We start from the raw sequence: 20,953 nt of genomic DNA on the forward strand, positions 1-20,953 counted from the left end.
CAAAACCCGTGGCGCCGGTGGGTCCGGTCCGTGCATGATGTCGGGGCCGACGTCACGCCTGGAGGAACCGCACATGATCGCCCGGATCGACCCGCACGACGCCCACGCCTTCGAGTCCTGGTACGAGGCCTACCGGGAGGCCTGGATGGAGGGGCGGGGGACCGGGGCCGCCATCCCGCGCGAGGCCCTGCGCGGATCGGTGACCACGGAGCGGGACGACATCGCCTACCAGCTCCACGCGGCCCACGAGGGGGACCGGGTGGTGGGCACCCTGATGCTGGAGCTCGGCCTGAAGGAGAACACCGAGCACGCCGACGTGTCCGTCACCGTCGTCCCCGACCGGCGCCGACGCGGTCTGGGAACCCGGCTCCTGGCTGTGGCCGAACGGGAGATGGCGGAGCTGGGACGCACCGTCGCGGCCACCGAGGTCCCCGTCCCGGCCGGGGAGTCCAGGCAGACCTGGCCCGGCGCCCGCTTCGCGCTCGCGCACGGGTTCACCGTCGGACTGGAGGAGGACTCGCTCCTCCTGGACCTGCCCGTGGACCCGGCACTCCTCGCCCGGCTCCGCCCGGACACCGGCGCCTACCGGATGCTCGAGTGGACCGGCGCCTGCCCCGACGACCTGGTCGAGGCCTACGCCGACCTGTACACGGTCATGCAGCGGGACATGCCCGCCGGGGACCTGACGTACGCGCCCGAGGTCTGGGACGTGGAACGCGTCCGCGCGTTGGAGGCTCGGCGCGCGGCGACGGGCACGGTCGCCCTGGTCACCGTCGCGCAGGCGCCCTCGGGTGAGCTCGCGGGCTTCACGGTCCTGTCCCTGGTGGAGGGCGAGGACGTCGTGGGCCAGGAGGACACCCTGGTGGCGGGCGCGCACCGGGGCCACCGCCTGGGCCTGGCCCTCAAGGTCCACAACCTGGAGCGCCTGATCCGCGACTTCCCCGACCGCCCGGCGGTGCGGACCTGGAACGCCGTGGGCAACGGGTACATGCGCGCCATCAACACGGCCCTGGGCTTCAGGGTCGAGGAGCGCTACCTCGAACTCGAACGCGCGGACGTCTAGGGGACACCCCGGTCCAGGATTCGTCCTCGGTCGAGGGCGGGCAGGGGCCGTACTCCAGCGCGGCGTCGGCGGCCAGCCCGATCACGTGGCCCCGCACCTCCAGTCGGGACTGCCAGTCTCCGGGGAAGGCGTGCACCCCGTACCGGGCGCCGACCAGGCTCCCGCACAGCGCCCCGAGGGTGTCGCTGTCCCCCGAGTGGTTGACGGCCAGCCGCAGCGCGGACCGGCCGATCCCGGACACGTTCGGATCGCCTGGTGAGCGGGCGAGGTCGTCGGTGCGCAGGGCCACGCACACCGCCACCGCGAGGGCTTCCTCCGAGGTCCACCCGTGACCGAGTTCGGCCAGGTCCCGGGCGGTGGGGACACCCGCGTCGGCCTTCGCCGCAGCCGCGTCCAGCGCCCGGGAGACCTCCTCATGGCCGGTCCGTTCCTCCAGCAGCTCGCGGGCCCGCGTGAGGGAGGCAGTGATCTCCCCGCCCCGGACCAGCCCCCAGATGGTCGCGGCGAACACCCCCGCGGCCAGGTGGGCGGTCCGGTGTCCGTGGGTCAGCGCCGCCACCCGGGTCGCGAGCTCGAAGGCGTCCTCCGCCGCGCGTACACCGAACCCGCACGGGGCCACCCGCACCACGGCCGCGCATCCCTTGGAGTTGTTGACCGGCGCGGGGCGGTTCCGCGCCTGGCGCAGCGCCGCCACCGTGGCGGCGCCGTAGCCGCGAGGAGCGTTCAGGGGGTCGTCGGAGTCCAGCGGCCCGGGGCCGTCGTCCCGGTGGATGCGCTCCCATTCCAGGTAGGCGTCGAGCACCATGCCCACGGACGCCCCGCCGATCCCCCTGTTCCGCGCGCGTACGGAGGCCCGGACGAGGGCGTCGCAGGTGCGCAGGGTCAGCTGGGTCTCGTCCGTGATCGCACCGATCCCGTAGGAGCCCTCGACGTACTCGGTGAGCCCCTGGGGGCCGTGGCGTTCGTGGATCTGGTCGAGTCCGAGTCCCTCGACAGGGGCGCCGAGCGCGTCACCGACCGCGCCGCCGATCAGGCAGCCGGTCAGGCGGTCGGGAAGGGGGTGGGGGGTCCGCATTGCTGGATGCTAGGCGCCAGCGGTCCCGCGTACAAGCCCGGCGGGACGGGCTCTTCCGAAGCGCGGCGCTCGGTGACCCCGGCGCGGGACCCGCGGTGAGCGGTGTGCGATCCTTCAAGGGTTGACCATCGCCCTTCGGGCTGGTCAGGGCCTGTGCGGTTGGTCACGAGGGCCGGGATTCCCGGTATCTCTGATTTAAGATCGGGTTAATAGGAAATTCGGGATGTTCCTCCCGTTTCCTGAACCACCAGCCCGCAGTACGCAAAGGACCCTCATGCGCCGCGCCACACTCGCCGTCCCCGCCGCTCTGGCCCTGTTCGCGGTGACCGCCTGCGGTGCTCCCTCCGAGAACGCCTCGGCCCCCTCCGACGGAGCCGACACCCTCGTCGTCGGAGCCACCGCCGTCCCGGCCGGTGACATCCTCGCGTTCGTCCAGGAGGAACTGGCCGCCGACGCCGGCCTCCACCTGGAGATCCAGGAGTTCTCCGACTACATCGCCCCCAACACGGCCCTCGCGGAGGGGCAGCTGGACGTCAACCTCTACCAGCACGAGCCGTTCCTCCTGGAGTTCAACGAGGGCAACGGCACCGACCTGGTCGCCGTCGAGCAGATCTACCTGCCCCCGCTCGGCCTCTACTCCAACCGCGTCGACTCCCTCGACGAGCTGGAGGAGGGTGCCGAGGTCGCGCTCCCCAACGATCCCACCAACGAGTTCCGCGCGCTCCTCCTGCTGGAGGAGGGCGGCCTGATCACTCTCGCGGACGGGATCGACGAGGCCACCTTCAGCCTGAACGACATCGAGGACAACCCCCTCGACCTCGACTTCCGCGAGGTGGAGGCGGCACAGCTGCCCCGCTCCCTGGACGACGTCGACGCGGCCATCGTCAACAACAACTACGCGCAGGAGGCCGGGCTGGACTTCGAGGAGGACTCGATCCTCCTGGAGGAGGTCGAGGGCAACTCCTACGTGAACGTCCTCGCGGCCCGCTCCGACAACGCCGACGACCCCCGCGTCGCCACCCTCGTCGAACTGCTGACCTCCCCGGAGACGGTCCAGTTCATCGAGGACGAGTACCAGGGCAGCGTCATCCCCGCCACCACGGGCTGACCCGGCCCGGAGGGGCTCCCCCCGGAGGGAGGGAGCCCCGGCGCTCAGGGCGTCACCAGCCGTCGAAGGTGGCGCCCCCGTCGGTGGAACGAGCCACGTGGAGGTCGGCCACCACGATGACCTGGTCCTCGTCGGCGTGCAACGCCTCCGGCGTACCGGGCAGCTCACCGGTGCGCTCCCAGCTCCCACCGGCGTCGTCACTGCGGTACACGCCGCCGTCCACCGCCACTCCGAACACCGTCGAACCCCCGGGGACCCAGTCCACCAGGGCCAGCGGGGGAGCGTCCGGGACCGCCTCGAACCCGGCTCCGCCGTCCGTGGAACGGACCGGTCCCTGCTGGGTGGTGGCCACGACGGTCCGCCCGTCGTCCGAGACGGCCAGGGCGGCCGCCTCCACGTCCGGGTCCAGGTCCGTCCACTCGACGCCGTCCTCGGTGGCGCGCAGCGCGCCGTCGAAACCGACCACCAGGTCACCGGCGGAGGCCAGCGCGTGGAAGTCGGACTCCCCGGCCAGGGAGAGGGCCTCCCAGCTGCCGCCGCCGTCCCGGGTCTCGATCAGCCCGACCGGGTTCGGCATGTCCGTGTCGCCCTCCGGGTGCCCGCTGGCCAGGTAGTGGCCGGGGCCCTGGACCGCGAATCCCATGAGGTCGATCGCCGGGCCGACGTGTGTCGGGACCGTCGCCTCCCGAGTGCGGCGGTCCGGCGCGGGCAGCGTGTACAGGCCCGCGTGCGAGGCCACCAGGACCTCGCCGGACTCCGGGTCCACCCCGGCACCGTGCACGTGCTGGGCCTGTTCGGGCAGGGCGACCCCCACCGTGTTGCCCGAGGCCGCCCCCGCCCCCGCCTGGGCGCTGTCACCGTCCCCGTTCGAGCAGGCGGAGGCGACGGTGATCAGTCCCGCCGCGGCCATCGCGGTGAGGGCCCGTGTGCGTGTTCCGTTGTTCATGTCTCTCCCTCTCGGTCCGACCTCGGTTCACGGGGGCGGCGCTTCGGGCGCCGCCCCCTCGTGGACCTCAGTGCTCCGAGTGGTCGCCCTCCTCGGTGGCCTCGGCACCGTCCTCGCCGGAGTCCTCGACGCCCAGCAGCTCGTTCATCTGCTGGATCTCGCTCTCCTGGGCGTCGATGATCTCCTGGGCCAGCTCGCGGGCCTCGGGGTTGACGCCGTCGTCGAGCTCGGTGCGGGCCATGTCCACGGCGCCCTCGTGGTGCAGCACCATGAACTCCAGGAACAGGGTGTCGAACCGCTCGCCCTCGGCGCCCTCCAACTCGGTCATCTGCTCCTCGGTGAGCATGCCGTCCATGTCGGAGTGGTCCATCTCGGACTCGCGGTCGGCCCCCCAGGAGTCGAGCAGCGTCTCCATCTGCTCGATCTCGGGCCCCTGGGCGTCGCGGATCTCCACCGCCAGCTCCTTGACCTCGTCGCCCGCGCGGGTGTCGGCGAGGTCGGCCATCGTGACGGCCTGCTCGTGGTGGGGGATCATCATCTGCGCGAACATCACGTCCGCGTCGTTGTGCTCCGCCACCTGCTCCTCGCTCTCCGAGGTGGTGTCGGCGGCGTCGTCACCCCCGTCGCCGCAGGCGGTGGCGAACAGGGCGGTGGCGAGTGCGGCGGCCGCCGCGCCGAGGGCTCGCTTCTTCAGGGCACGCTGGTACGGGGTCATGTCGACCCTTCCTCTCGGTGGTCTCCTCGCCGCGCGGGAACCGGGTCCGGCGCGGCCGTCGGTGGCGCGTGGGCGCGGAGCCGACACGGGCGTGCCGGGTCCGCGCGGGCATCTAGACGCGCAGCACCTGGAGGCGGGCCAGCGAGGGTTCGTCGGGGGTGGGGAAGGGCGGCAGGGGAGCGCTGCGGAACGGGGCCACGGGTTCGGCCGGTGCCCCGGGCCAGCGCGTGAAGGCGACGGCGGCGATCCCCAGCAACACGACCACGAAGGATCCGAGGGTGAGGCAGACTGAGGTCGGGTCCAGTTCGGGAAGGTCCGACACGCTCGCGGAGGGTGCGGGGGAGACGCTCGCGGCGACGCGTTCGAGCGTGCCGTGGTCGTCCGTCGCGGCGTACAGGGAATCCGCGTGCGGGGCCTGTGTGGGCTGGGCCGACTGGACCGCGGTGGTCGAGGCGTGCGCCTCGTGCTGGAGGTGGCCCAGGGTGTGCATGGCCGAGAACCCGATGAGCAGCGCGGCGATCAGCAGGACCCGCGTCCAGGCGAGTCCCGCGCGGCTGCTCGGTTCCGACGGCGACATGTGCGCCAGCATACCCTTACCCCGATGGGGTACGTGATCGGGTCGCGCGCACCGTTCCGGGAGGTCGCGCCGCACACGCGAGGGGCCCGGCACGGGTCGGTGCCGGGCCCCTCGGTCGTCGCTAGGGCAGGTACGCCGGTTTGCTGGCGCGGCTCTCGTGGTGCAGCCGGTGCACGGCGGTCACGTGGTACGTGGTGTCGGCGGACTCGGGAACCGCGTAGACCGCGGTGCCGTCGTCGCCCGCGCGTACGGTGCCGAGCAGGTTGCGCGGGTCCTCGATCCCGCACGGCGCCTGCCCTCGGACGGGCTTGCCGTCGAAGGCGTACACCGCGTAGTACGCGGGCGCCTCGCCCGGTCCGGGCGCGATCTCCAGGGTGTCCCCGCCGTTCGCGGTCACCTTGGGCGGGGCCGGGACGGTCCCGCCGAGGTCCTCCTTGACCGGGACCAGCGCCGGGCTGGAGTAGTGGTCCTCGACGAGGATCCCCATGGCCTCCCTCGCGTTGGTGCGCAGTGAGGTGGCGCTGAAGTAGACGTCCCCCTGGACTCCGGGGTGGTCTCGGTTGAAGTCCAGGTGCGAGGAGAGCTCGTTCGGGTCCTGCCAGGCGCCCGCGTTGCCGACCTTGTAGGCGGCCTGACCGATGTACAGGTGGGTGCCGGTGCCCTCCGCGACCTCCTCCCACCAGGGGACCAGGGCGGCGTAGTCCGCGACGGGCAGCCCGATCTCCCAGTAGACCTGCGGGTTGATGTAGTCGAGCCAGCCCTCCAGCACCCACTTGCGGCTGTCCGCGAACTGGTTGTCGTAGGACTGCGAGCCGTTGGTGTCCGAGCCGTTCGGGTCGGTGCTGGCGTTGCGCCAGATACCGAAGGGGCTGATGCCGAACTTCACGTACGGCTTGACGGAGTTCACCGCCTCGCTCATGCCCTGAACCATGAGGTCGACGTTGTTCCGCCGCCAGTCAGCGATGTCGTCGAACCCCGCACCGTGCTCGGCGTAGGTGGCCGCGTCCGGGATCTCCTCGCCGGAGACCGGGTACGGGTAGAAGTAGTCGTCGAAGTGCACGCCGTCGAGGTCGTAGTTCTCGACCGAGTGCATCATCGCCTCGATCACGAACTCGCGTGCCTCGGGGATGCCCGGGTCGTAGTACAGCTTCCCGCCGTACTCGAACACCCAGTCGGGGTTCTGGCGGGCCGGGTGGTCCTCGACCAGGGCGTTCGGGTCGTCGTGCATGGCCACGCGGTACGGGTTGTACCAGGCGTGGAACTCCAGGTTGCGGGCGTGCGCCTCCTCGACCGCGAACTCCAGCGGGTCGTACCCCGGGTCGCCGCCCTGCTCACCGGTGAGCCACTCGGACCAGGGTTCGTACGGCGACGGCCAGAAGGCGTCGGCGGTCGGTCTGATCTGCACGAACACGGCGTTGAGCCCGTTGTCGACGGCCTCGTCGTACAGGTCGGTCAGGTCGGCCTGCTGCTGTTCCGGGCTCTGACCCTGCTCGGTGGGCCAGTCGATGTTCTGCACCCCGGCGATCCACTCGGCCCGCATCTGGTGCTTGGGCGGGGCCTCGGGGTCGGTCTCGCAGGGCTGTCGGTTCACCGGTTCCGGTGCGGCCGCGGCCTGCGGAGCGTGGAACAGCGCCGCGGTCAGTGCCGTGGCGAGGGCTCCCGCGAGGAACGCGGTCCGGGGGCGTGGTGCGGCGGTGCGGGGGAACGGAGCCGAGGCCTCGTGGTGTCTGGACGGTCGGTTCCGGTTCGGGTACGCCAAGGTTGCTCCTTCAGGCCTGCGCCGCACGGCCGGGGCCGCGGGGCGCCCCCGTCGGGCGCTCCTGCGGGTGCCCGTGTGCGACGGTCAGCTCGGGCTTAGGAGAAAACCTTCATGATTTGTCCGCCGATTGCAACACTCCTACGCGAGGTTGCGACAGATAGGTGAAATGAGAGTTTTTTCGTGAAAATCCCGTCTTGGTGGGTTTTCCACCCCGTGTGCCCCTGCGGCTAGGGAGCCTCCAGCGGCGAGGTGAGGAGGAGCCCGGCGCCGGTGGCGGTGCCCCCGCCGACGCCGTGCAGCGCCAGGTCCTGGAGCGCCTCGCTGTCCCGGACCACGGCCTCGCCGGTGAAGTGGTGGCGCGCGGGTCGGCCGCCGAGGCGCTTCCACTGCGCCGACGTCACCTGGAGCGCCTCACCCAGCTTGAGGTCCAGCCACGCCTCGAACTCCTCCTCCGGCAGCGCGACCTTCTTGCTGCGCGGCTTCCCGCCCTCCTCGGCGGGGGCCACCTCGCGCTGCGCGGTCGGCGCGGTGACCAGCTCCCAACGGACGGTCTCACCCTCCACGTGCCGGGTCATCGGCTGGATCGACGCCGAGACCGCGCCGGGGACCTTGCCCCAGGCGGGAGCGGTGTCGGAGCTGACCACCAGCATGGTGGGGGACAGGCGCACCCAGAGCATCCGGGCGTCGGTCTCGGCGGAGGGGTCCAGGGCCCGGCGCACGGCGCGGCCCATCACCGCCCACTGGTCCATTCCGGCGCTGCGCTTGGGGTCGAGGCTGATGCGGGACAGGTACAAGGAGATCCGATCCGGGTCGTGCCGTGGCGGCGGTGTGCGGGCGCGGGACCGCGCCGTGGACCTCAGCCTACGAGGGGTGGGCGCCTGGTCAGCCCAGGGACGGACCGGGCGGCCCGACCCCTCGGAGGTCAGGCCCAGGTCGAGTGCAGGGCGTGCTCGAAGTCGGTGTACCCGGCCCGCCGGAACGCCCCCGCCATCGGGGTGTTGCCCACGTCGGTCGCGGCCCTGATCCGGGGAACGCCCAGGTCGGCCAGGACACGGGTCCCCTCGGCCAGGAGGTCGTCCACGTACCCGTGGCCCCGGTGCTCCGGCAGGACCGCCACGTAGCCGATCACCGGGTTGTAGTGGTTGCGGCCGGGCGTGACGAACCCGACGGGCGCGCCGTCGGGCAGGGTCGCGATCCGCCACCAGTCCCGGGGGCTGGTGTACCGGCCCATCTCCTCCGCGAAGTGGCGCTCGGCCTCCGCGCGCGGTGTGTTCCGGGACAGGTTCTCGCGGCTGTGCGCGTCGAGGGTGCCCTCCAGGACCCGGGCCATCAGGCCCAGCAGCTCCTCACTGTCCCGGGGCCGACGGAACGACAGGCGTCCGCCCGGCGGCGCGATCGGGGTCCCGGGAAGCCACTCCAGCCGCAGCCGCTCCACGAAGAGGCGGGCCCCGGACCGCTCCAGGGCGGTCAACCGCTCCCGGACCGGACGGGCGGTCTCCGCACGCGCGGCCCAGTCGGCGGGCACGTGGCGGACGTGGTCCGGCGGGACCGTGCCGGGCGGCAGGACCCGGGGGAGGGCGGCGCGCAGCAGCCGTTCCAGGGCGTCCACGCGGTCGGCGGCGGCGTCGTCGACGTCGAGGACGTCCAGCAGGAAGGGGGTGTCGTCCTCCTGGGACGCCCACCAGGCGGCCCGGGCGACGAGGCGGTCGCCGCGCAGGGCGACCCACATCCACTCGGGGCGGCGCCGACCGGCGCCGAGGTCGTCGGAGAGCTCGTGGTTGAGGGTGTAGGGGAGCCGGTTGAAGAGGTCCAGCTCCGCGCGCCCGGTGATCGGGCGCAGGGTGAGGCGGTCGTGTTCGGTGGTCACTGCACACTCCGGTGGGAGGGCGCCCGAGGGGTCAGCGGTGCTCCGCCGGTCGGTGGGACTCGGGCGCGGTGGGGGCGTCGGGAACGTTCATCGCGTTGTCCCTCCCTTTCCTTCGTGTGCTTCCGGCACGGTGCCGGGCCCCCTTCCTACCGGACCCGGCGCCGTGCCGCACGCGAATTGACCGGCGGCTCTAGGAGAGGGCGTCACCGATGCGCGGAGCCAGGTGTTCCAGCGCGTAGGGGACGGACAGCACCGAGTTGTAGGTGACCGCGCCGCGCTCGTGCAGGGAGGTGGTGACGACGGCGTCCTCACGCACCACGTCCAGGGACTCGAACACGCTGGCCCCCTCGGTGATGTCGAAGTCCTCGTCGTCGCTCATCACCAGCAGGAGGTCGCCGTCGAGCAGGTCCACCCGCTCGGTGGACAGCTCCACGAAGAAGCCGTCCCCGGTGTCCCGCTCGCTGATCGCCTCGGGGATGGTGAAGCCCAGCGAGGTGAGGAACCGGCCGCGGGCGTCGCCGGGAAGGTAGGCGCCGTACTTGCCGTCGTAGGGCAGGACGGCGGTTCCGTCGAGGCCCTCGAACTCGGGGTGGTCGGCGCGGGCCCGCTCGAAGAGCTCGTCGGTGGCCGTGTTGAGGGCGGCACCCTCCTCGGGACGCCCGAGCGCGGTGGCGATGGTCTCCGTGGCCTCGTCGCGGGGCACGGTGTAGGCGGCGACCCCCTCCGGCCGGGCGACCACGGGCGCGATCTGGGAGAGCGTCTCGTAGGTGCTGTCGTCGAACCCGGCGGAGACACCGATGATGAGGTCGGGTTCGAGGCTGGCCACCTGCTCGATGTTGGGCTCGGAGTCCGAGTCGATCCGGGTCAGTTCCGCGTCGCCGACCAGCTCGTCGGTCCACGGGCCGAGACCGGACTCGTAGAACGTGTAGCCGGTGTTGCCGACCGGCACGAGGCCCAGGGCCAGGACGGCGTCGGCGTCGGTGACACCGAGGGTGACCACGCGGGTGGGCTCCTCCTCGATGGTGGTGCTGCCGAACTCGTGCTCGACGGTCACCGGGAAGGCTCCGTCCTCGGCCTGGGACGCGGCGTCGTTCCCGGGGGCGTCGTCAGCGGTCCCGCACGCGGTGAGGGGCAGGAGGAGGACCAGGGCGCACGCGAGCGTGCGCGGGGCGGGACCGGGGGACATGAGACTCCGTTCGGCTAAGGTTAGGCACGCCTATCTTATCCCTGCTGGTCACCCTTGTGACGGTTCGGGGTGGTTGACAGGGCGACCCCGGTGCCTCACCCTCGCTCCTATGGGAACCCCCTTGCCGAGTCGCCCGACCGCCCGCCGGTCCGCGCGGGCCCGTCGCGGAACGCCGGGTCTGATCCAGCGCCGTGGCCGTCTGGGTTCCCCTCCGCACTGCTGACCCTCCGGGCCCCCGTGGCCCGTGACGCCGGTGCGTCGATTCCACCTTCCGCGGGTAGGTGCTGACCAGTCCCTGATCACCCAGCGTGATCGTTCCCGATCCGTTTTGTCGTTATTTCCGACCAGAAAGGCAGGAAACATGACCCCGACCGCCGCTCCCGAGGCCGTCCGGACCCTCCGGGAGAGCTCCGCAGTGGACACCGCCCTGGTCGAGGGGCCGCGCACGTTGCGCCGACTCCCCGAGGGCGCCGTCTCCCGCCCCTACGAACTGTTCGAGGTCCGGCCGCTCGGGGCGCTCATCGGAGCCGAGATCCACGGGATCGACCTCCGGGACGAGATCGGTGACGAGCTGCGCGACGAGCTCAACCGCGCGCTCCTGGAGTTCAAGGTGATCTTCTTCCGCGACCAGCCCATCGACTCCGCCCGCCAGCAGGAGATCGCCCGCCTGTGGGGCGACCTGGAGACCAACCCGTTCATCGAGCGGGGCGACGACGCGCACGTCGCCCGGTTCGCCAAGGGTGAGGCCCCGCCCAGCTACGAGAACGTCTGGCACACCGACGTCACCTGGCGCGAGGCGCCCGCCCTCGGCGCCATCCTGCGCCTGGTCGAGGTCCCGCCGATGGGCGGCGACACCATGTGGGCCGACATGGCCGCCGCGTACGACAACCTGCCCGACGACGTGAAGGAGCGCATCGAGGGGCGCACCGCCGTGCACGACGTGATCCCCGGGTTCGTCCGGTTCCTGGACGAGGACCGCCTGCTGGAGTGGCAGGACCGCTTCCCGCCGGTCGAGCACCCCGTGGTGCGCGTCCACCCCGAGACCGGCCGCCGCACCCTGTTCGTGAACGTCTCCTTCACCACGCGCATCGTCGGGATGGAGAAGGCGGAGAGCGACGAACTGCTGCGCTACCTCTTCCAGCAGGCACACACCCCCGAGTACCAGGTGCGGTTCCGGTGGGAGCGGAACTCGGTCGCGTTCTGGGACAACCGCGCCACCCAGCACTACGCGGTGAACGACTACCACCCGCACCCGCGCGTGGCCGAGCGCGTCGCGATCGTCGGGGACCGCCCCTTCTGATCCCCGCGGCCCCCGCCCCCGCCCCGGGGCCGGGGGCCCGCTCACCCCGGAGGGCCCACGGAAAAGGCGTTGTGGCCCAGTGGGGCCTCGGACACACTGGCTCGGACAGCGGGCACCCACGCCCGAACCCCCGCGTCCGAGGAGCGACATGTCCACCCTCCGGGTCACCGCCGAGCGACTCACGATCCTTCCCCACCCCAACGCCGACGCGCTGGAGCTGGCCCAGGTGGGGCTCTTCCGCGCGGTCGTCGCCAAGGGTGCCTACCGCACCGGGGACTGGGCGGTCTACATCCCGGAGAACGCCGTCCTGCCCGAGGGGCTCGTCGACGAGCTCGGACTGACCGGCAGGCTCGCGGGCGCGAAGAGGAACCGCGTGCGGCCCGTCCGGCTGCGGGGCGAGGTCTCCCAGGGCATCGTCTGCCGCCCCTCGGCGCTGGCCGACCGCGACCTCGCGGCCGATCACGAGGCCGGGACCGACCTCGCGGGCGAGCTCGGCGTCACCAAGTGGGTGCCCGAGGTTCCGCTGCACATGAGCGGCGACATGGCGCCCGCCCCCGATCTGCTGCGGTGGATCGAGGTCGAGAACATCAAGCGCCACCCCGACGTGTTCGAGCCCGGGGAACCGGTCGTTGCCACGGAGAAGATCCACGGCACGGCCTGCCTGTACACCCTGGTCGCCGGATCCGGGGAGGAGTACGTCTCCTCCAAGGGTCAGGGGGCGAGGAGCCTGGCGCTGGTGCGCTCGGAGGCCAACCTCTACTGGAGGGCCGTGATCACGTACGGCGTCGGCAAGGCCGCGCGCGCCCTCGCGGAGCGCTTCGGAGCCGACCGGGTGGGTGTGTTCGGAGAGGTGTTCGGCGCCGGGGTGCAGGACCTCGCGTACGGCGAGTCCGGCCGCGGCGAGCGGCCCGGCTACGCGGTGTTCGACGTCCGCCTGGACGTGGACGGAGAACGCCGGTGGATCGACGCCGCCGACCTGCCCGCCCTGCTCGCGGAGGTGGACCTGCCCCCGATACCGGTGGTGTACGAGGGACCCTACGAGGAGTCCGCGCTGTTCGACGCCGCGAGCGGAACGGAGACCTGGAGCGGGTCCGACCTCCACCTGCGTGAGGGCGTGGTCGTACGGCCCGCCCTGGACCGCTACTCGGAGGTCCTGGGCGGCCGGGCGGTCGCCAAGTTCGTCTCCGACGCCTACCTGACCCGCCGGGGAGGCACCGAGTTCGAGTAGCCGGGGGACGGCCGCGCCCCAGCGGCCGTCCCGTGGCACGCGGACTCACGCGGCGGGGCTCGGGCCCTCCTCCCGGGCGACGGGCGCGGTGGACTCCCCGGGAGTGTCGGGCGCCCCGGCGTCCGCCGAGGGGGCGTCGTCCGGGTGGCGGCGCGACAGCAGGTAGCCGAGCCCCAGCACGATGCCCGTCCCGATCGCCGTGTACCAGGTGAACCCGATCAGCCCCGGCTGGAAGAGGAACAGCCAGGACATGGTCGCCACCGCCACGGCGAAGGCCAGGATCGCGTCGGTCTGCCGTGCCCGGCGCACCCACAGCCCCAGGAGGAAGGCGCCCAGCAGGCCGCCGTAGGTCAGGCTCGCCACGGACAGCCCGAGTTCGACCACCGGGTTGTCGGTGCCGGTGAAGAACGCCGCCACCCCGACGAACACCAGCCCCCAGCCGAGGGTGAACAGTCGGCTCAGCCGCAGCGCCTGGGCGTCGGGCAGGCTCCGCCGGGAGAACTGCTGGTACAGGTCGGCCATGGTCGAGGAGGACAGCGCCGACAGCGACGAGGAGAGCGTGCTCATCGCCGCCGCCATGATCCCCGCGAGCAACAGGCCCGCCAGCCCCGTGGGCAGGCCCTCGACGATGAACACCGGGAAGAGCTCGTCGGAGGTGCGGAGCCCGAGCTCCGCCACCGAGGCCGCCTCGAAGTACGAGTACAGCGCCAGGCCCACGGTCAGGAACAGCGCGAACTGGAGGAACACCACCACTCCGCTGACGATCACGGCCTTCTGGGCGTCCCGCAGGCTTCGGCAGCCCAACAGGCGCTGCACGACGATCTGGTCGGCCCCGTGTGAGGCCGTGGACAGCAGGGCGCCGCCCACCAGGGCCGTGACCGTGGCGTAGGGCGCCGAGACCGGGTTCGAGGTGAGGTCCAGGAACTGGGTCTTCCCGGCGTCGGCCGCCGCCGCGAGGAAGTTCACGTCCAGGCTGGAGGCGATGACGGCCAGCGTGACCACGCCGCCCACCACGTACACGCCCATCTGGAGCACGTCCACCCAGACCACGGCCCTGATCCCGCCCACCAGGGTGTAGAGGATCGTGACCACGCCCAGGACCGCCACGATCACGAAGTACGAGGTGTCCAGCCCGAGCGAGTCCAGGACGATCTTCATGGGGATGGCCGCCGCGAACAGCCGCACCCCGTCCGCGAGCAGCCGGGTGAACAGGAACGTGACCGAGGCGGTGGCCTGCATGCCCCGCCCGAACCGGAGCCCCAGGTACGCGTAGGCGGTGGTCATCTCGCCCCGGTAGTAGCGGGGGAGCAGCAGGAAGGCCACGACCACCCGCCCGATCAGGTAGCCGATCGCCACCTGGAGGAAGGTGACGTTGCCGAGGTAGGCCACCCCGGGGACGCTGATCACGGTCAGGGCGCTGGTCTCGGTGGCCACCACCGACAGGCACACCGCCCACCAGGGCAGCTGCCGGTTGCCGATGAAGTAGTCCCTGACGTCGCGCTGGCGCCCGGACAGGCGCAGTCCCAGCCAGGCCGAGGCCAGCAGGTACACCGCGATGACGACGAGGTCGATGGTCTGCACTGCGTCCTCCTGGGGGTTCCTGGGGCGGGGCCGGCTCAGGCGCCGGGCGCCTCCACGTACAGACGGCGCGGGGCGGTGGGCGCGGGCTCGGGCAGACGCAGCGGTCGGATGCCCGGGGTGAGGCGTCCGGCCACCGGGGCCCGACGGGCGCCCGTGCAGTCCGGTACGGACCCTGCCAGGCCGTGCCAGCTCAGGAACCCGATCAGCGCGAACAGGTACGCCTCCTTGGCGTCACCGTCCAGACCGACCCGTTCCGTGGTGTCCAGCCGCGCGGGGGACAGGCGCGCGGCCAGCCGCTCCATCAGCACGGGGTTGCGGGTGCCCCCACCGGAGGCGAGCACCTCGGTCACCCCGAAGGGTTCCAGCGCGTCCGCGACGGTGACGGCGGTGAGCTCCACCAGGGTGGCGAGCAGGTCGCCGTCGGAGACCCGGCCCCCGTCCGAGGCGCGCCCGGCGAACGTCAGCGCCGCGTCCAGGTGGTCGGGGCCGAACAGCTCCAGTCCGGTGGTCTTGGGTGCGGGCAGCCGGTAGTAGGGCTCGGCCAGCAGACGTTCCAGCAGTTCGGGGTCGGGGCGGCCGGTCCGGGCCAGCGCGCCGTCCGCGTCGAGTTCGGCCCGCCCGTCCGTGACCAGGCGCACGGCGGCGTCGATCAGCGCGTTGGCGGGACCGGTGTCGAAGGCGCGGGGAGGCAGTCCGTCGCGGACCACCGTCACGTTGGCGATGCCGCCGAGGTTGAGCGCGGCGGTGGGCTCGGCGCGACCGCCGAGCAGCAGCAGGTCCAGGGTGCTCGCCAGCGGTGCGCCCTGGCCTCCGGCGGCCACGTCCGCCACCCGCAGGTCCGACACCACGGGAAGCCCGGTGGCCTCCGCGATCCAGGCGGGCTGGCCGAGTTGGAGGGTGCCGAGCACGGAGTTGCCCTCCGCCCAGTGGAAGAGGGTCTGGCCGTGGGAGGCGACCAGGTCGGCCCGGCCGTCCGCGAACTCCTCGATCCCGCTCCGTGCCGCCGCCGCGAACTCCTGGCCGATCCGGGTGTCCAGCTGGCAGACGGTCTCCATCGTGGTGGCGGCGGGCGGCAGGGCGCCGCGGATCGCCTCGCGGAGGGTGTCGGAGTAGGGCGTGGAGGCGAACCCCAGGGGGACGAGCCGGACGTGGGCGCCGCCGTCCTCGAGGTCGAGGCGGGCGGCGGCGACGTCGATCCCGTCGGCCGAGGTCCCGGAGGACACACCGATGACGATCATGCGGCTCCTGAGGCAGGGGTCAGGGGGCGGGCTGGGAGCCCGTCCGAGGACGGTACCCCGCCCGTCCCGCCGCGTCACCGGTCCCGTCCGGATTTCCCCGCCAGACCGGGAACGCGGGCGTGGTCACGGCACCAGTTTGCATGTTCATACATTTAGGCGCATACTTTTTGCATGTCCAAGGTGCTCACTTCCCTGCCTGTCGGTGAACGTGTCGGAATCGCCTTCTCCGGAGGCCTCGACACGTCCGTAGCGGTCGCGTGGATGCGCGAGAAGGGCGCTGTCCCCTGCGCCTACACCGCCGACATCGGCCAGTACGACGAACCCGACATCGCCTCGGTGCCGGCTCGTGCCACTGACTACGGCGCGGAGATCGGGCGCCTGGTCGACTGCCGCGAGGCCCTCGTGGAGGAGGGGCTCGCCGCCCTCGCCTGCGGGGCGTTCCACATCCGCTCCGCCGGTCGGGTCTACTTCAACACCACCCCGATCGGCCGCGCCGTGACCGGCACCCTGCTGGTCCGCGCCATGCTGGAGGACGGCGTCCAGATCTGGGGCGACGGTTCCACCTACAAGGGCAACGACATCGAGCGGTTCTACCGCTACGGTCTGCTCGCCAACCCCTCCCTGCGGATCTACAAGCCGTGGCTCGACGCCCACTTCGTCACCGAGCTCGGCGGTCGCAAGGAGATGTCCGAGTGGTTGCAGGAGCGGGACCTGCCCTACCGCGACAGCACCGAGAAGGCCTACTCCACCGACGCCAACATCTGGGGTGCCACCCACGAGGCCAAGGCGCTCGAACACCTCGACACCGGCATCGAGATCGTCGACCCCATCATGGGCGTCCGCTTCTGGGACCCCGAGGTCGAGATCGCCGCCGAGGACGTGACGATCGGGTTCGAGAAGGGCCGCCCCGTCACCATCAACGGCCGGACCTTCGCCAACTCCGTCGAACTGGTCCTGGAGGCCAACTCCATCGGCGGCCGCCACGGCATGGGCATGTCCGACCAGATCGAGAACCGGGTGATCGAGGCCAAGAGCCGGGGCATCTACGAGGCCCCCGGCATGGCCCTGCTGTTCGCCGCCTACGAGCGCCTGGTCAACGCGATCCACAACGAGGACACCCTCGCCACCTACCACAACGAGGGCCGCCGCCTCGGCCGCCTCATGTACGAGGGCCGCTGGCTGGAGCCCCAGGCCCTCATGCAGCGCGAGGCCCTCCAGCGCTGGGTCGGCACCGCCGTCACCGGCGAGGTGACCCTGCGTCTGCGTCGCGGCGACGACTACTCGATCATGGACACCACCGGCGCGGCGTTCAGCTACCACCCGGACAAGCTGTCCATGGAGCGCACCGAGGACTCCGCGTTCGGCCCCAGCGACCGCATCGGCCAGCTGACCATGCGCAACCTGGACATCGCTGACTCCCGCGCCAAGCTGGAGGAGTACGCGGCCCTGGGCATGGTCGGGGACAGTACGCCCTCGACCTCGATCGGCGCCGCGCAGGCCGCCTCCACCGGGCTGATCGGCGCGATGCCCGAGGGCGGCGCCGAGACCATCGCCTCGCGCGGTCAGGGCTCCGAGGACGACCTGCTCGACTACGCGGCCATGGAGGCCGGTACCGACTAGGTCAGACCGACGCCGTTCCGCCCCGCACGGGACCTCCCGTGCGGGGCGGACGTGTGCCCGGACCTGGCGGGGCGTCCCCCGTTGCCTACCCTGAGCCTCCCCGCCCCCAACGGAAGGAGGGTCCGCGTGGAGCGGCGTCCCATGGACATCGAGGCCTACACCGAGCGCACCCGGAACGGCCCCTGTTTCGTCTGCTCGCTGGTGTCCGGAGAACCGGGCTTCGAGCACGACGTGCTCTTCGAGGACGACGACCACATCGCCTTCCTCGGCCGTCACCCCACCCTGCCCGGGCACACCCTGGTGGCCCCGAAGGCGCACGTGGAACACGTCGTCCGGGACCTCGACGAGGACGCCTACACCCGGACCATGCTGGTGGTCCGCGAGGTGGCGCTCGCCGTCGAGGACGTGTTCGAGTCCGAGCGCACCTACCTGCTCTCCCTCGGCAGCCAACAGGGTAACCGCCACCTCCACTGGCACATCGCCGCCCTGCCGCCCGGGGTTCCGTACGAGGAGCAGCAGTACCACGCGCTCATGACGGAGAACGGCGTGCTGGTCGTCGATCCCGCCGAGTACGCCGCGAGGGCCGAGCGGGTCCGCACCGCCATCCGGGTCCGCGGCCGACTGGCCTGACCCGCCGCCGTGACCAGGCCCCTCTCCGCCGGAGGGGGGCCTTCTCGCTGCCCCGGGGGAGCTACAGCGGATCAGGTCCATCATTTGACTAATTCCAGAAAAGGCGGCAGACTCCAGGCTATGCCCACCTCTTCGGATTTCGAGCAAATGCTGCGCGAGTCCGCTCTGAGGGTGACGAGCCCGCGGTTAGCTGTCCTCTCCGTCGTGCACGAGCACCCACACGCGGACACGGAGTCGATCATCGACCACGTGCGTGCGGAACTCGGCGCGGTGTCCGTCCAGGCCGTCTACGACGTGCTCAAGGCACTGACCGGCGCTGGCCTGGTGAGACGTATCCAGCCACAGGGCTCCGTGGCCCGCTACGAGACACGGGTGGGGGACAACCACCACCACGTCGTATGCAGGTCCTGCGGCGCCATCGCGGACGTGGACTGTGCGGTCGGCCACGCGCCGTGCCTGACCGCGTCCGCTGACCACGGCTTCTCGATCGACGAGGCCGAGGTCGTCTACTGGGGCCAGTGCGCCGAGTGCTACGGCGCGCGGAGCTCCTGAACCACAAAGTTCACCTCTTCCCGTAAGGAAGTCGATGTCTGAAAACAACGAGGTCGTTGCCCCCACCCCGCCGCAGACCGGAGGATGCCCCGTCGCGCACGGTGACGGGCTCACGCACCCCACCCAGGGCGACGGCAACCGTGAGTGGTGGCCCAACCAGCTCAACCTGAGGATCCTCGCCAAGAACACCCCCGTGTCGAACCCGCTCGGTGGGGGCTTCGACTATGCGAAGGCCTTCGAGGCCCTCGACCTGGACGCCGTGAAGGCCGACATCGCGGCCCTCCTCACGGACTCGCAGGACTGGTGGCCCGCCGACTTCGGTCACTACGGTCCGCTCATGATCCGCATGGCCTGGCACAGCGCCGGCACCTACCGCTCGCACGACGGCCGCGGCGGCGGCAGCGCCGGTCAGCAGCGCTTCGCCCCCCTCAACAGCTGGCCCGACAACGGCAACCTGGACAAGGCCCGCCGTCTGCTGTGGCCCGTGAAGAAGAAGTACGGCCAGAACATCTCCTGGGCCGACCTCTTCATCCTCACCGGCAACGTCGCCCTGGAGTCCATGGGCTTCAAGACCTTCGGCTTCGGCGGTGGCCGCGAGGACGTGTGGGAGCCCGAGGCCGACGTCTACTGGGGCCCCGAGACCACCTGGCTCGACGACCAGCGCTACAGCGGCGACCGCGACCTGGAGAAGCCCCTCGCCGCCGTGCAGATGGGCCTCATCTACGTCAACCCCGAGGGCCCGAACGGCAACCCGGACCCGCTGGCCGCCGCCCGCGACATCCGTGAGACCTTCGGCCGCATGGGCATGAACGACGAGGAGACCGTCGCCCTCATCGCCGGTGGCCACACCTTCGGCAAGACGCACGGCGCCGCCCCGGACAGCAACCTGGAGGCCGAGCCCGAGCGCGCCGGCCTGGAGATGCAGGGTCTGGGCTGGAAGAACAACCACGGCACCGGCAAGGGCGGCGACGCCATCACCTCGGGCCTGGAGGTCACCTGGACCACCACCCCGGCCCAGTGGAGCGAGGGCTTCTTCAAGAACCTCTTCGAGTTCGAGTACGAGCTCACCCAGAGCCCGGCCGGCGCCAACCAGTGGATCGCCAAGGACGCCGAGGAGATCATCCCCGACGCCCACGTCCCCGGCAAGAAGCACAAGCCGACCATGCTCACCACCGACCTGTCGCTGCGCGTCGACCCGGTCTACGAGCAGATCTCGCGCCGCTTCTACGAGGACCACGAGGCCTTCAAGGACGCCTTCGCCCGCGCCTGGTTCAAGCTGACCCACCGCGACATGGGCCCGAAGGTCCGCTACCTCGGCTCCGAGGTCCCCGCCGAGGACCTCGTCTGGCAGGACCCGCTGCCCGCCCAGGAGGGCGAGGTCATCGGTGACGCGGAGATCGCCGCCCTGAAGGCGAAGATCGCCGAGTCCGGCCTGTCCGTGGCCGAGCTGGTCTCCACCGCGTGGGCCTCCGCCTCGACCTACCGCGACAGCGACAAGCGCGGCGGCGCCAACGGTGCCCGGATCCGTCTGGAGCCGCAGGTCGACTGGGAGGTCAACAACCCGGCCGAGCTGCGCCGCGTGCTCGCCAAGCTCCAGGGCATCGTCGACGAGTTCAACGCCTCCTCCGCGAAGAAGGTCTCCGTCGCCGACGTGATCGTCCTCGCCGGTGGCGTGGGTGTCGAGCAGGCCGCCAAGGCCGCTGGTCAGGACGTCACCGTCCCGTTCACCCCGGGCCGTGTGGACGCCACCGACGAGCACACCGACGCCGACTCCTTCTCCTACCTGGAGCCGGTCGCCGACGGTTTCCGCAACTACTACGGCAAGGCCAACCGCCTTCCCGCCGAGTACCTGCTGCTGGACCGCGCCAACCTGATCGGCCTCAGCGCCCCGGAGACCACCGTCCTGGTGGGCGGCCTGCGCGTGCTGGGCGCCAACTTCGACAACTCGGACCTGGGCGTCCTCACGGACCACCCGGGCGCGCTGACGAACGACTTCTTCGTCAACCTGCTCGACCTCAACACCAACTGGTACGCGACCGGCGACAGCTCCGAGACCTCGGAGACCTTCGTCGCCAAGGACGACTCCGGTGCGGTCAAGTGGACCGGCAGCCGCGTGGACCTGGTGTTCGGCTCCAACTCCGAGCTGCGCGCCGTGGCCGAGGTGTACGCCTCCGACGACGCCAAGGAGAAGTTCGTCCAGGACTTCGTCGCCGCGTGGAACAAGGTCATGAACGCCGACCGGTTCGACCTGGTCTAGTTCGACCCCGGGCGCGTCCCGAGGAGTGGTCCCGGGTTCCCGGAGTTCCCAGAGCCAGACCCCTCGGACACCGCCCGCGTCACCGGCCCGACCCTCACCGGTCGGGCCGGTTTCGTGTGTCCGGCCCCCTCACGGGCCACTCCACGCACTCCACGCGCTCCGGCCCGGGGAGCTGTCCCCGCAGCCGTTCGGCGGCCCCGCCGTCCAGGTTGACCAGGTACGCCACCCGCGCGAGGTCCAGCATCGCCGCG

19 protein-coding genes are annotated in these 20,953 nt (G+C 71.6%); 8 read left to right on the forward strand and 11 right to left on the reverse strand.

The window, feature by feature from the left end; translation table 11 throughout:
- Positions 1-73: 73 nt before the first annotated feature.
- Positions 74-1,063 carry a GNAT family N-acetyltransferase gene (locus AC0VYL_RS06220; RefSeq protein WP_475482560.1) on the forward strand — a complete coding sequence of 330 codons (990 nt, stop codon included), beginning with the start codon at positions 74-76 and terminating at the stop codon, positions 1,061-1,063.
- Here the strand turns inward: AC0VYL_RS06220 and AC0VYL_RS06225 are convergent.
- Positions 1,017-2,138 carry an ADP-ribosylglycohydrolase family protein gene (locus tag AC0VYL_RS06225; protein WP_475482561.1) on the reverse strand — a complete coding sequence of 374 codons (1,122 nt, stop codon included), beginning with the start codon at positions 2,136-2,138 and terminating at the stop codon, positions 1,017-1,019. The two genes, AC0VYL_RS06220 and AC0VYL_RS06225, sit on opposite strands and share 47 nt — an antisense overlap.
- A gap of 274 nt (positions 2,139-2,412) precedes the next feature.
- Between AC0VYL_RS06225 and AC0VYL_RS06230 the strand changes: the two genes are divergently transcribed.
- The gene (locus AC0VYL_RS06230; RefSeq protein ID WP_475460220.1) at positions 2,413-3,246 is read left to right on the forward strand and encodes a MetQ/NlpA family ABC transporter substrate-binding protein; all 834 of its coding nucleotides are present in this window, start codon (positions 2,413-2,415) and stop codon (positions 3,244-3,246) included.
- Between the two features lie 52 nt (positions 3,247-3,298).
- On the opposite strand, the gene AC0VYL_RS06235 is transcribed toward AC0VYL_RS06230, so the two are convergent.
- The 7 genes from AC0VYL_RS06235 to AC0VYL_RS06265 form a co-directional block, all read right to left on the reverse strand.
- Positions 3,299-4,192: a F510_1955 family glycosylhydrolase gene (locus AC0VYL_RS06235; protein WP_475482562.1), complete on the reverse strand. Its 894-nt coding sequence runs from the start codon at positions 4,190-4,192 to the stop codon at positions 3,299-3,301.
- A gap of 67 nt (positions 4,193-4,259) precedes the next feature.
- A complete protein-coding gene (locus AC0VYL_RS06240) occupies positions 4,260-4,907 on the reverse strand; it encodes a DUF305 domain-containing protein (protein WP_475460224.1) in 648 nt (215 codons plus the stop codon).
- A 112-nt stretch (positions 4,908-5,019) separates the two neighbouring features.
- Positions 5,020-5,484: a hypothetical protein gene (locus tag AC0VYL_RS06245; RefSeq protein WP_475482563.1), complete on the reverse strand. Its 465-nt coding sequence runs from the start codon at positions 5,482-5,484 to the stop codon at positions 5,020-5,022.
- 121 nt (positions 5,485-5,605) lie between these two features.
- Positions 5,606-7,243 (reverse strand): glycoside hydrolase family 10-like protein, encoded by a 1,638-nt coding sequence (locus tag AC0VYL_RS06250; RefSeq protein WP_475482564.1) that lies wholly within the window; start codon positions 7,241-7,243, stop codon positions 5,606-5,608.
- A 227-nt stretch (positions 7,244-7,470) separates the two neighbouring features.
- Positions 7,471-8,037, reverse strand: a complete 567-nt coding sequence (locus AC0VYL_RS06255; protein WP_475460230.1) for a type I-E CRISPR-associated protein Cas6/Cse3/CasE — start codon at positions 8,035-8,037, stop codon at positions 7,471-7,473.
- Positions 8,038-8,165: 128 nt separating this feature from the next.
- On the reverse strand, positions 8,166-9,110 hold the full coding sequence (locus AC0VYL_RS06260; protein WP_475482565.1) for a GNAT family N-acetyltransferase: 945 nt from the start codon (positions 9,108-9,110) through the stop codon (positions 8,166-8,168).
- Between the two features lie 190 nt (positions 9,111-9,300).
- Positions 9,301-10,296 (reverse strand): iron-siderophore ABC transporter substrate-binding protein, encoded by a 996-nt coding sequence (locus tag AC0VYL_RS06265; RefSeq protein WP_475482566.1) that lies wholly within the window; start codon positions 10,294-10,296, stop codon positions 9,301-9,303.
- A 361-nt stretch (positions 10,297-10,657) separates the two neighbouring features.
- On the opposite strand from AC0VYL_RS06265, the gene AC0VYL_RS06270 reads away from it, so the two are divergent.
- Both AC0VYL_RS06270 and AC0VYL_RS06275 read left to right on the forward strand, forming a co-directional pair.
- On the forward strand, positions 10,658-11,596 hold the full coding sequence (locus AC0VYL_RS06270; RefSeq protein WP_475482567.1) for a TauD/TfdA dioxygenase family protein: 939 nt from the start codon (positions 10,658-10,660) through the stop codon (positions 11,594-11,596).
- Positions 11,597-11,744: 148 nt separating this feature from the next.
- Positions 11,745-12,824: an RNA ligase (ATP) gene (locus AC0VYL_RS06275; RefSeq protein WP_475482568.1), complete on the forward strand. Its 1,080-nt coding sequence runs from the start codon at positions 11,745-11,747 to the stop codon at positions 12,822-12,824.
- A 45-nt stretch (positions 12,825-12,869) separates the two neighbouring features.
- Here AC0VYL_RS06275 and AC0VYL_RS06280 read toward each other — a convergent pair whose 3' ends face one another.
- Complete coding sequence (locus tag AC0VYL_RS06280; protein ID WP_475460240.1) at positions 12,870-14,405, reverse strand: sodium:solute symporter; 1,536 nt, start codon at positions 14,403-14,405, stop codon at positions 12,870-12,872.
- Between the two features lie 35 nt (positions 14,406-14,440).
- Positions 14,441-15,643, reverse strand: a complete 1,203-nt coding sequence (locus AC0VYL_RS06285; RefSeq protein ID WP_475482569.1) for an anhydro-N-acetylmuramic acid kinase — start codon at positions 15,641-15,643, stop codon at positions 14,441-14,443.
- Between the two features lie 171 nt (positions 15,644-15,814).
- Here AC0VYL_RS06285 and argG point away from each other — a divergent pair, with 171 nt between their 5' ends.
- The 4 genes from argG (at position 15,815) to katG (ending at position 20,702) form a co-directional block, all read left to right on the forward strand.
- Entirely contained in the window at positions 15,815-17,263 is a 1,449-nt protein-coding gene (gene argG, locus AC0VYL_RS06290) for an argininosuccinate synthase (protein WP_475460244.1), read from the forward strand.
- Positions 17,264-17,389: 126 nt separating this feature from the next.
- Entirely contained in the window at positions 17,390-17,893 is a 504-nt protein-coding gene (locus AC0VYL_RS06295) for an HIT family protein (RefSeq protein ID WP_475460246.1), read from the forward strand.
- A 120-nt stretch (positions 17,894-18,013) separates the two neighbouring features.
- Positions 18,014-18,445: a Fur family transcriptional regulator gene (locus AC0VYL_RS06300; RefSeq protein WP_475460248.1), complete on the forward strand. Its 432-nt coding sequence runs from the start codon at positions 18,014-18,016 to the stop codon at positions 18,443-18,445.
- Positions 18,446-18,479: 34 nt separating this feature from the next.
- Positions 18,480-20,702 carry a catalase/peroxidase HPI gene (katG, locus tag AC0VYL_RS06305; RefSeq protein WP_475482570.1) on the forward strand — a complete coding sequence of 741 codons (2,223 nt, stop codon included), beginning with the start codon at positions 18,480-18,482 and terminating at the stop codon, positions 20,700-20,702.
- A gap of 94 nt (positions 20,703-20,796) precedes the next feature.
- Here katG and AC0VYL_RS06310 read toward each other — a convergent pair whose 3' ends face one another.
- Positions 20,797-20,946 (reverse strand): hypothetical protein, encoded by a 150-nt coding sequence (locus tag AC0VYL_RS06310; protein WP_475482571.1) that lies wholly within the window; start codon positions 20,944-20,946, stop codon positions 20,797-20,799.
- Positions 20,947-20,953: the final 7 nt, after the last annotated feature.

The organism is Nocardiopsis sp. iso_238 (genome assembly GCF_056173325.1).

What these genes read in the sequence shown, in the direction of transcription:
- AC0VYL_RS06220 (WP_475482560.1), top strand. Translation starts at nt 74, where the DNA reads ATGATCGCCCGGATCGACCCGCACGACGCCCACGCCTTCGAGTCCTGG.
- AC0VYL_RS06225 (WP_475482561.1), bottom strand. Translation starts at nt 2,138, where the DNA reads ATGCGGACCCCCCACCCCCTTCCCGACCGCCTGACCGGCTGCCTGATC.
- AC0VYL_RS06230 (WP_475460220.1), top strand. Translation starts at nt 2,413, where the DNA reads ATGCGCCGCGCCACACTCGCCGTCCCCGCCGCTCTGGCCCTGTTCGCG.
- AC0VYL_RS06235 (WP_475482562.1), bottom strand. Translation starts at nt 4,192, where the DNA reads ATGAACAACGGAACACGCACACGGGCCCTCACCGCGATGGCCGCGGCG.
- AC0VYL_RS06240 (WP_475460224.1), bottom strand. Translation starts at nt 4,907, where the DNA reads ATGACCCCGTACCAGCGTGCCCTGAAGAAGCGAGCCCTCGGCGCGGCG.
- AC0VYL_RS06245 (WP_475482563.1), bottom strand. Translation starts at nt 5,484, where the DNA reads ATGTCGCCGTCGGAACCGAGCAGCCGCGCGGGACTCGCCTGGACGCGG.
- AC0VYL_RS06265 (WP_475482566.1), bottom strand. Translation starts at nt 10,296, where the DNA reads ATGTCCCCCGGTCCCGCCCCGCGCACGCTCGCGTGCGCCCTGGTCCTC.
- AC0VYL_RS06270 (WP_475482567.1), top strand. Translation starts at nt 10,658, where the DNA reads ATGACCCCGACCGCCGCTCCCGAGGCCGTCCGGACCCTCCGGGAGAGC.
- AC0VYL_RS06275 (WP_475482568.1), top strand. Translation starts at nt 11,745, where the DNA reads ATGTCCACCCTCCGGGTCACCGCCGAGCGACTCACGATCCTTCCCCAC.
- AC0VYL_RS06285 (WP_475482569.1), bottom strand. Translation starts at nt 15,643, where the DNA reads ATGATCGTCATCGGTGTGTCCTCCGGGACCTCGGCCGACGGGATCGAC.
- argG (WP_475460244.1), top strand. Translation starts at nt 15,815, where the DNA reads ATGTCCAAGGTGCTCACTTCCCTGCCTGTCGGTGAACGTGTCGGAATC.
- AC0VYL_RS06300 (WP_475460248.1), top strand. Translation starts at nt 18,014, where the DNA reads ATGCCCACCTCTTCGGATTTCGAGCAAATGCTGCGCGAGTCCGCTCTG.
- katG (WP_475482570.1), top strand. Translation starts at nt 18,480, where the DNA reads ATGTCTGAAAACAACGAGGTCGTTGCCCCCACCCCGCCGCAGACCGGA.
- AC0VYL_RS06310 (WP_475482571.1), bottom strand. Translation starts at nt 20,946, where the DNA reads ATGCTGGACCTCGCGCGGGTGGCGTACCTGGTCAACCTGGACGGCGGG.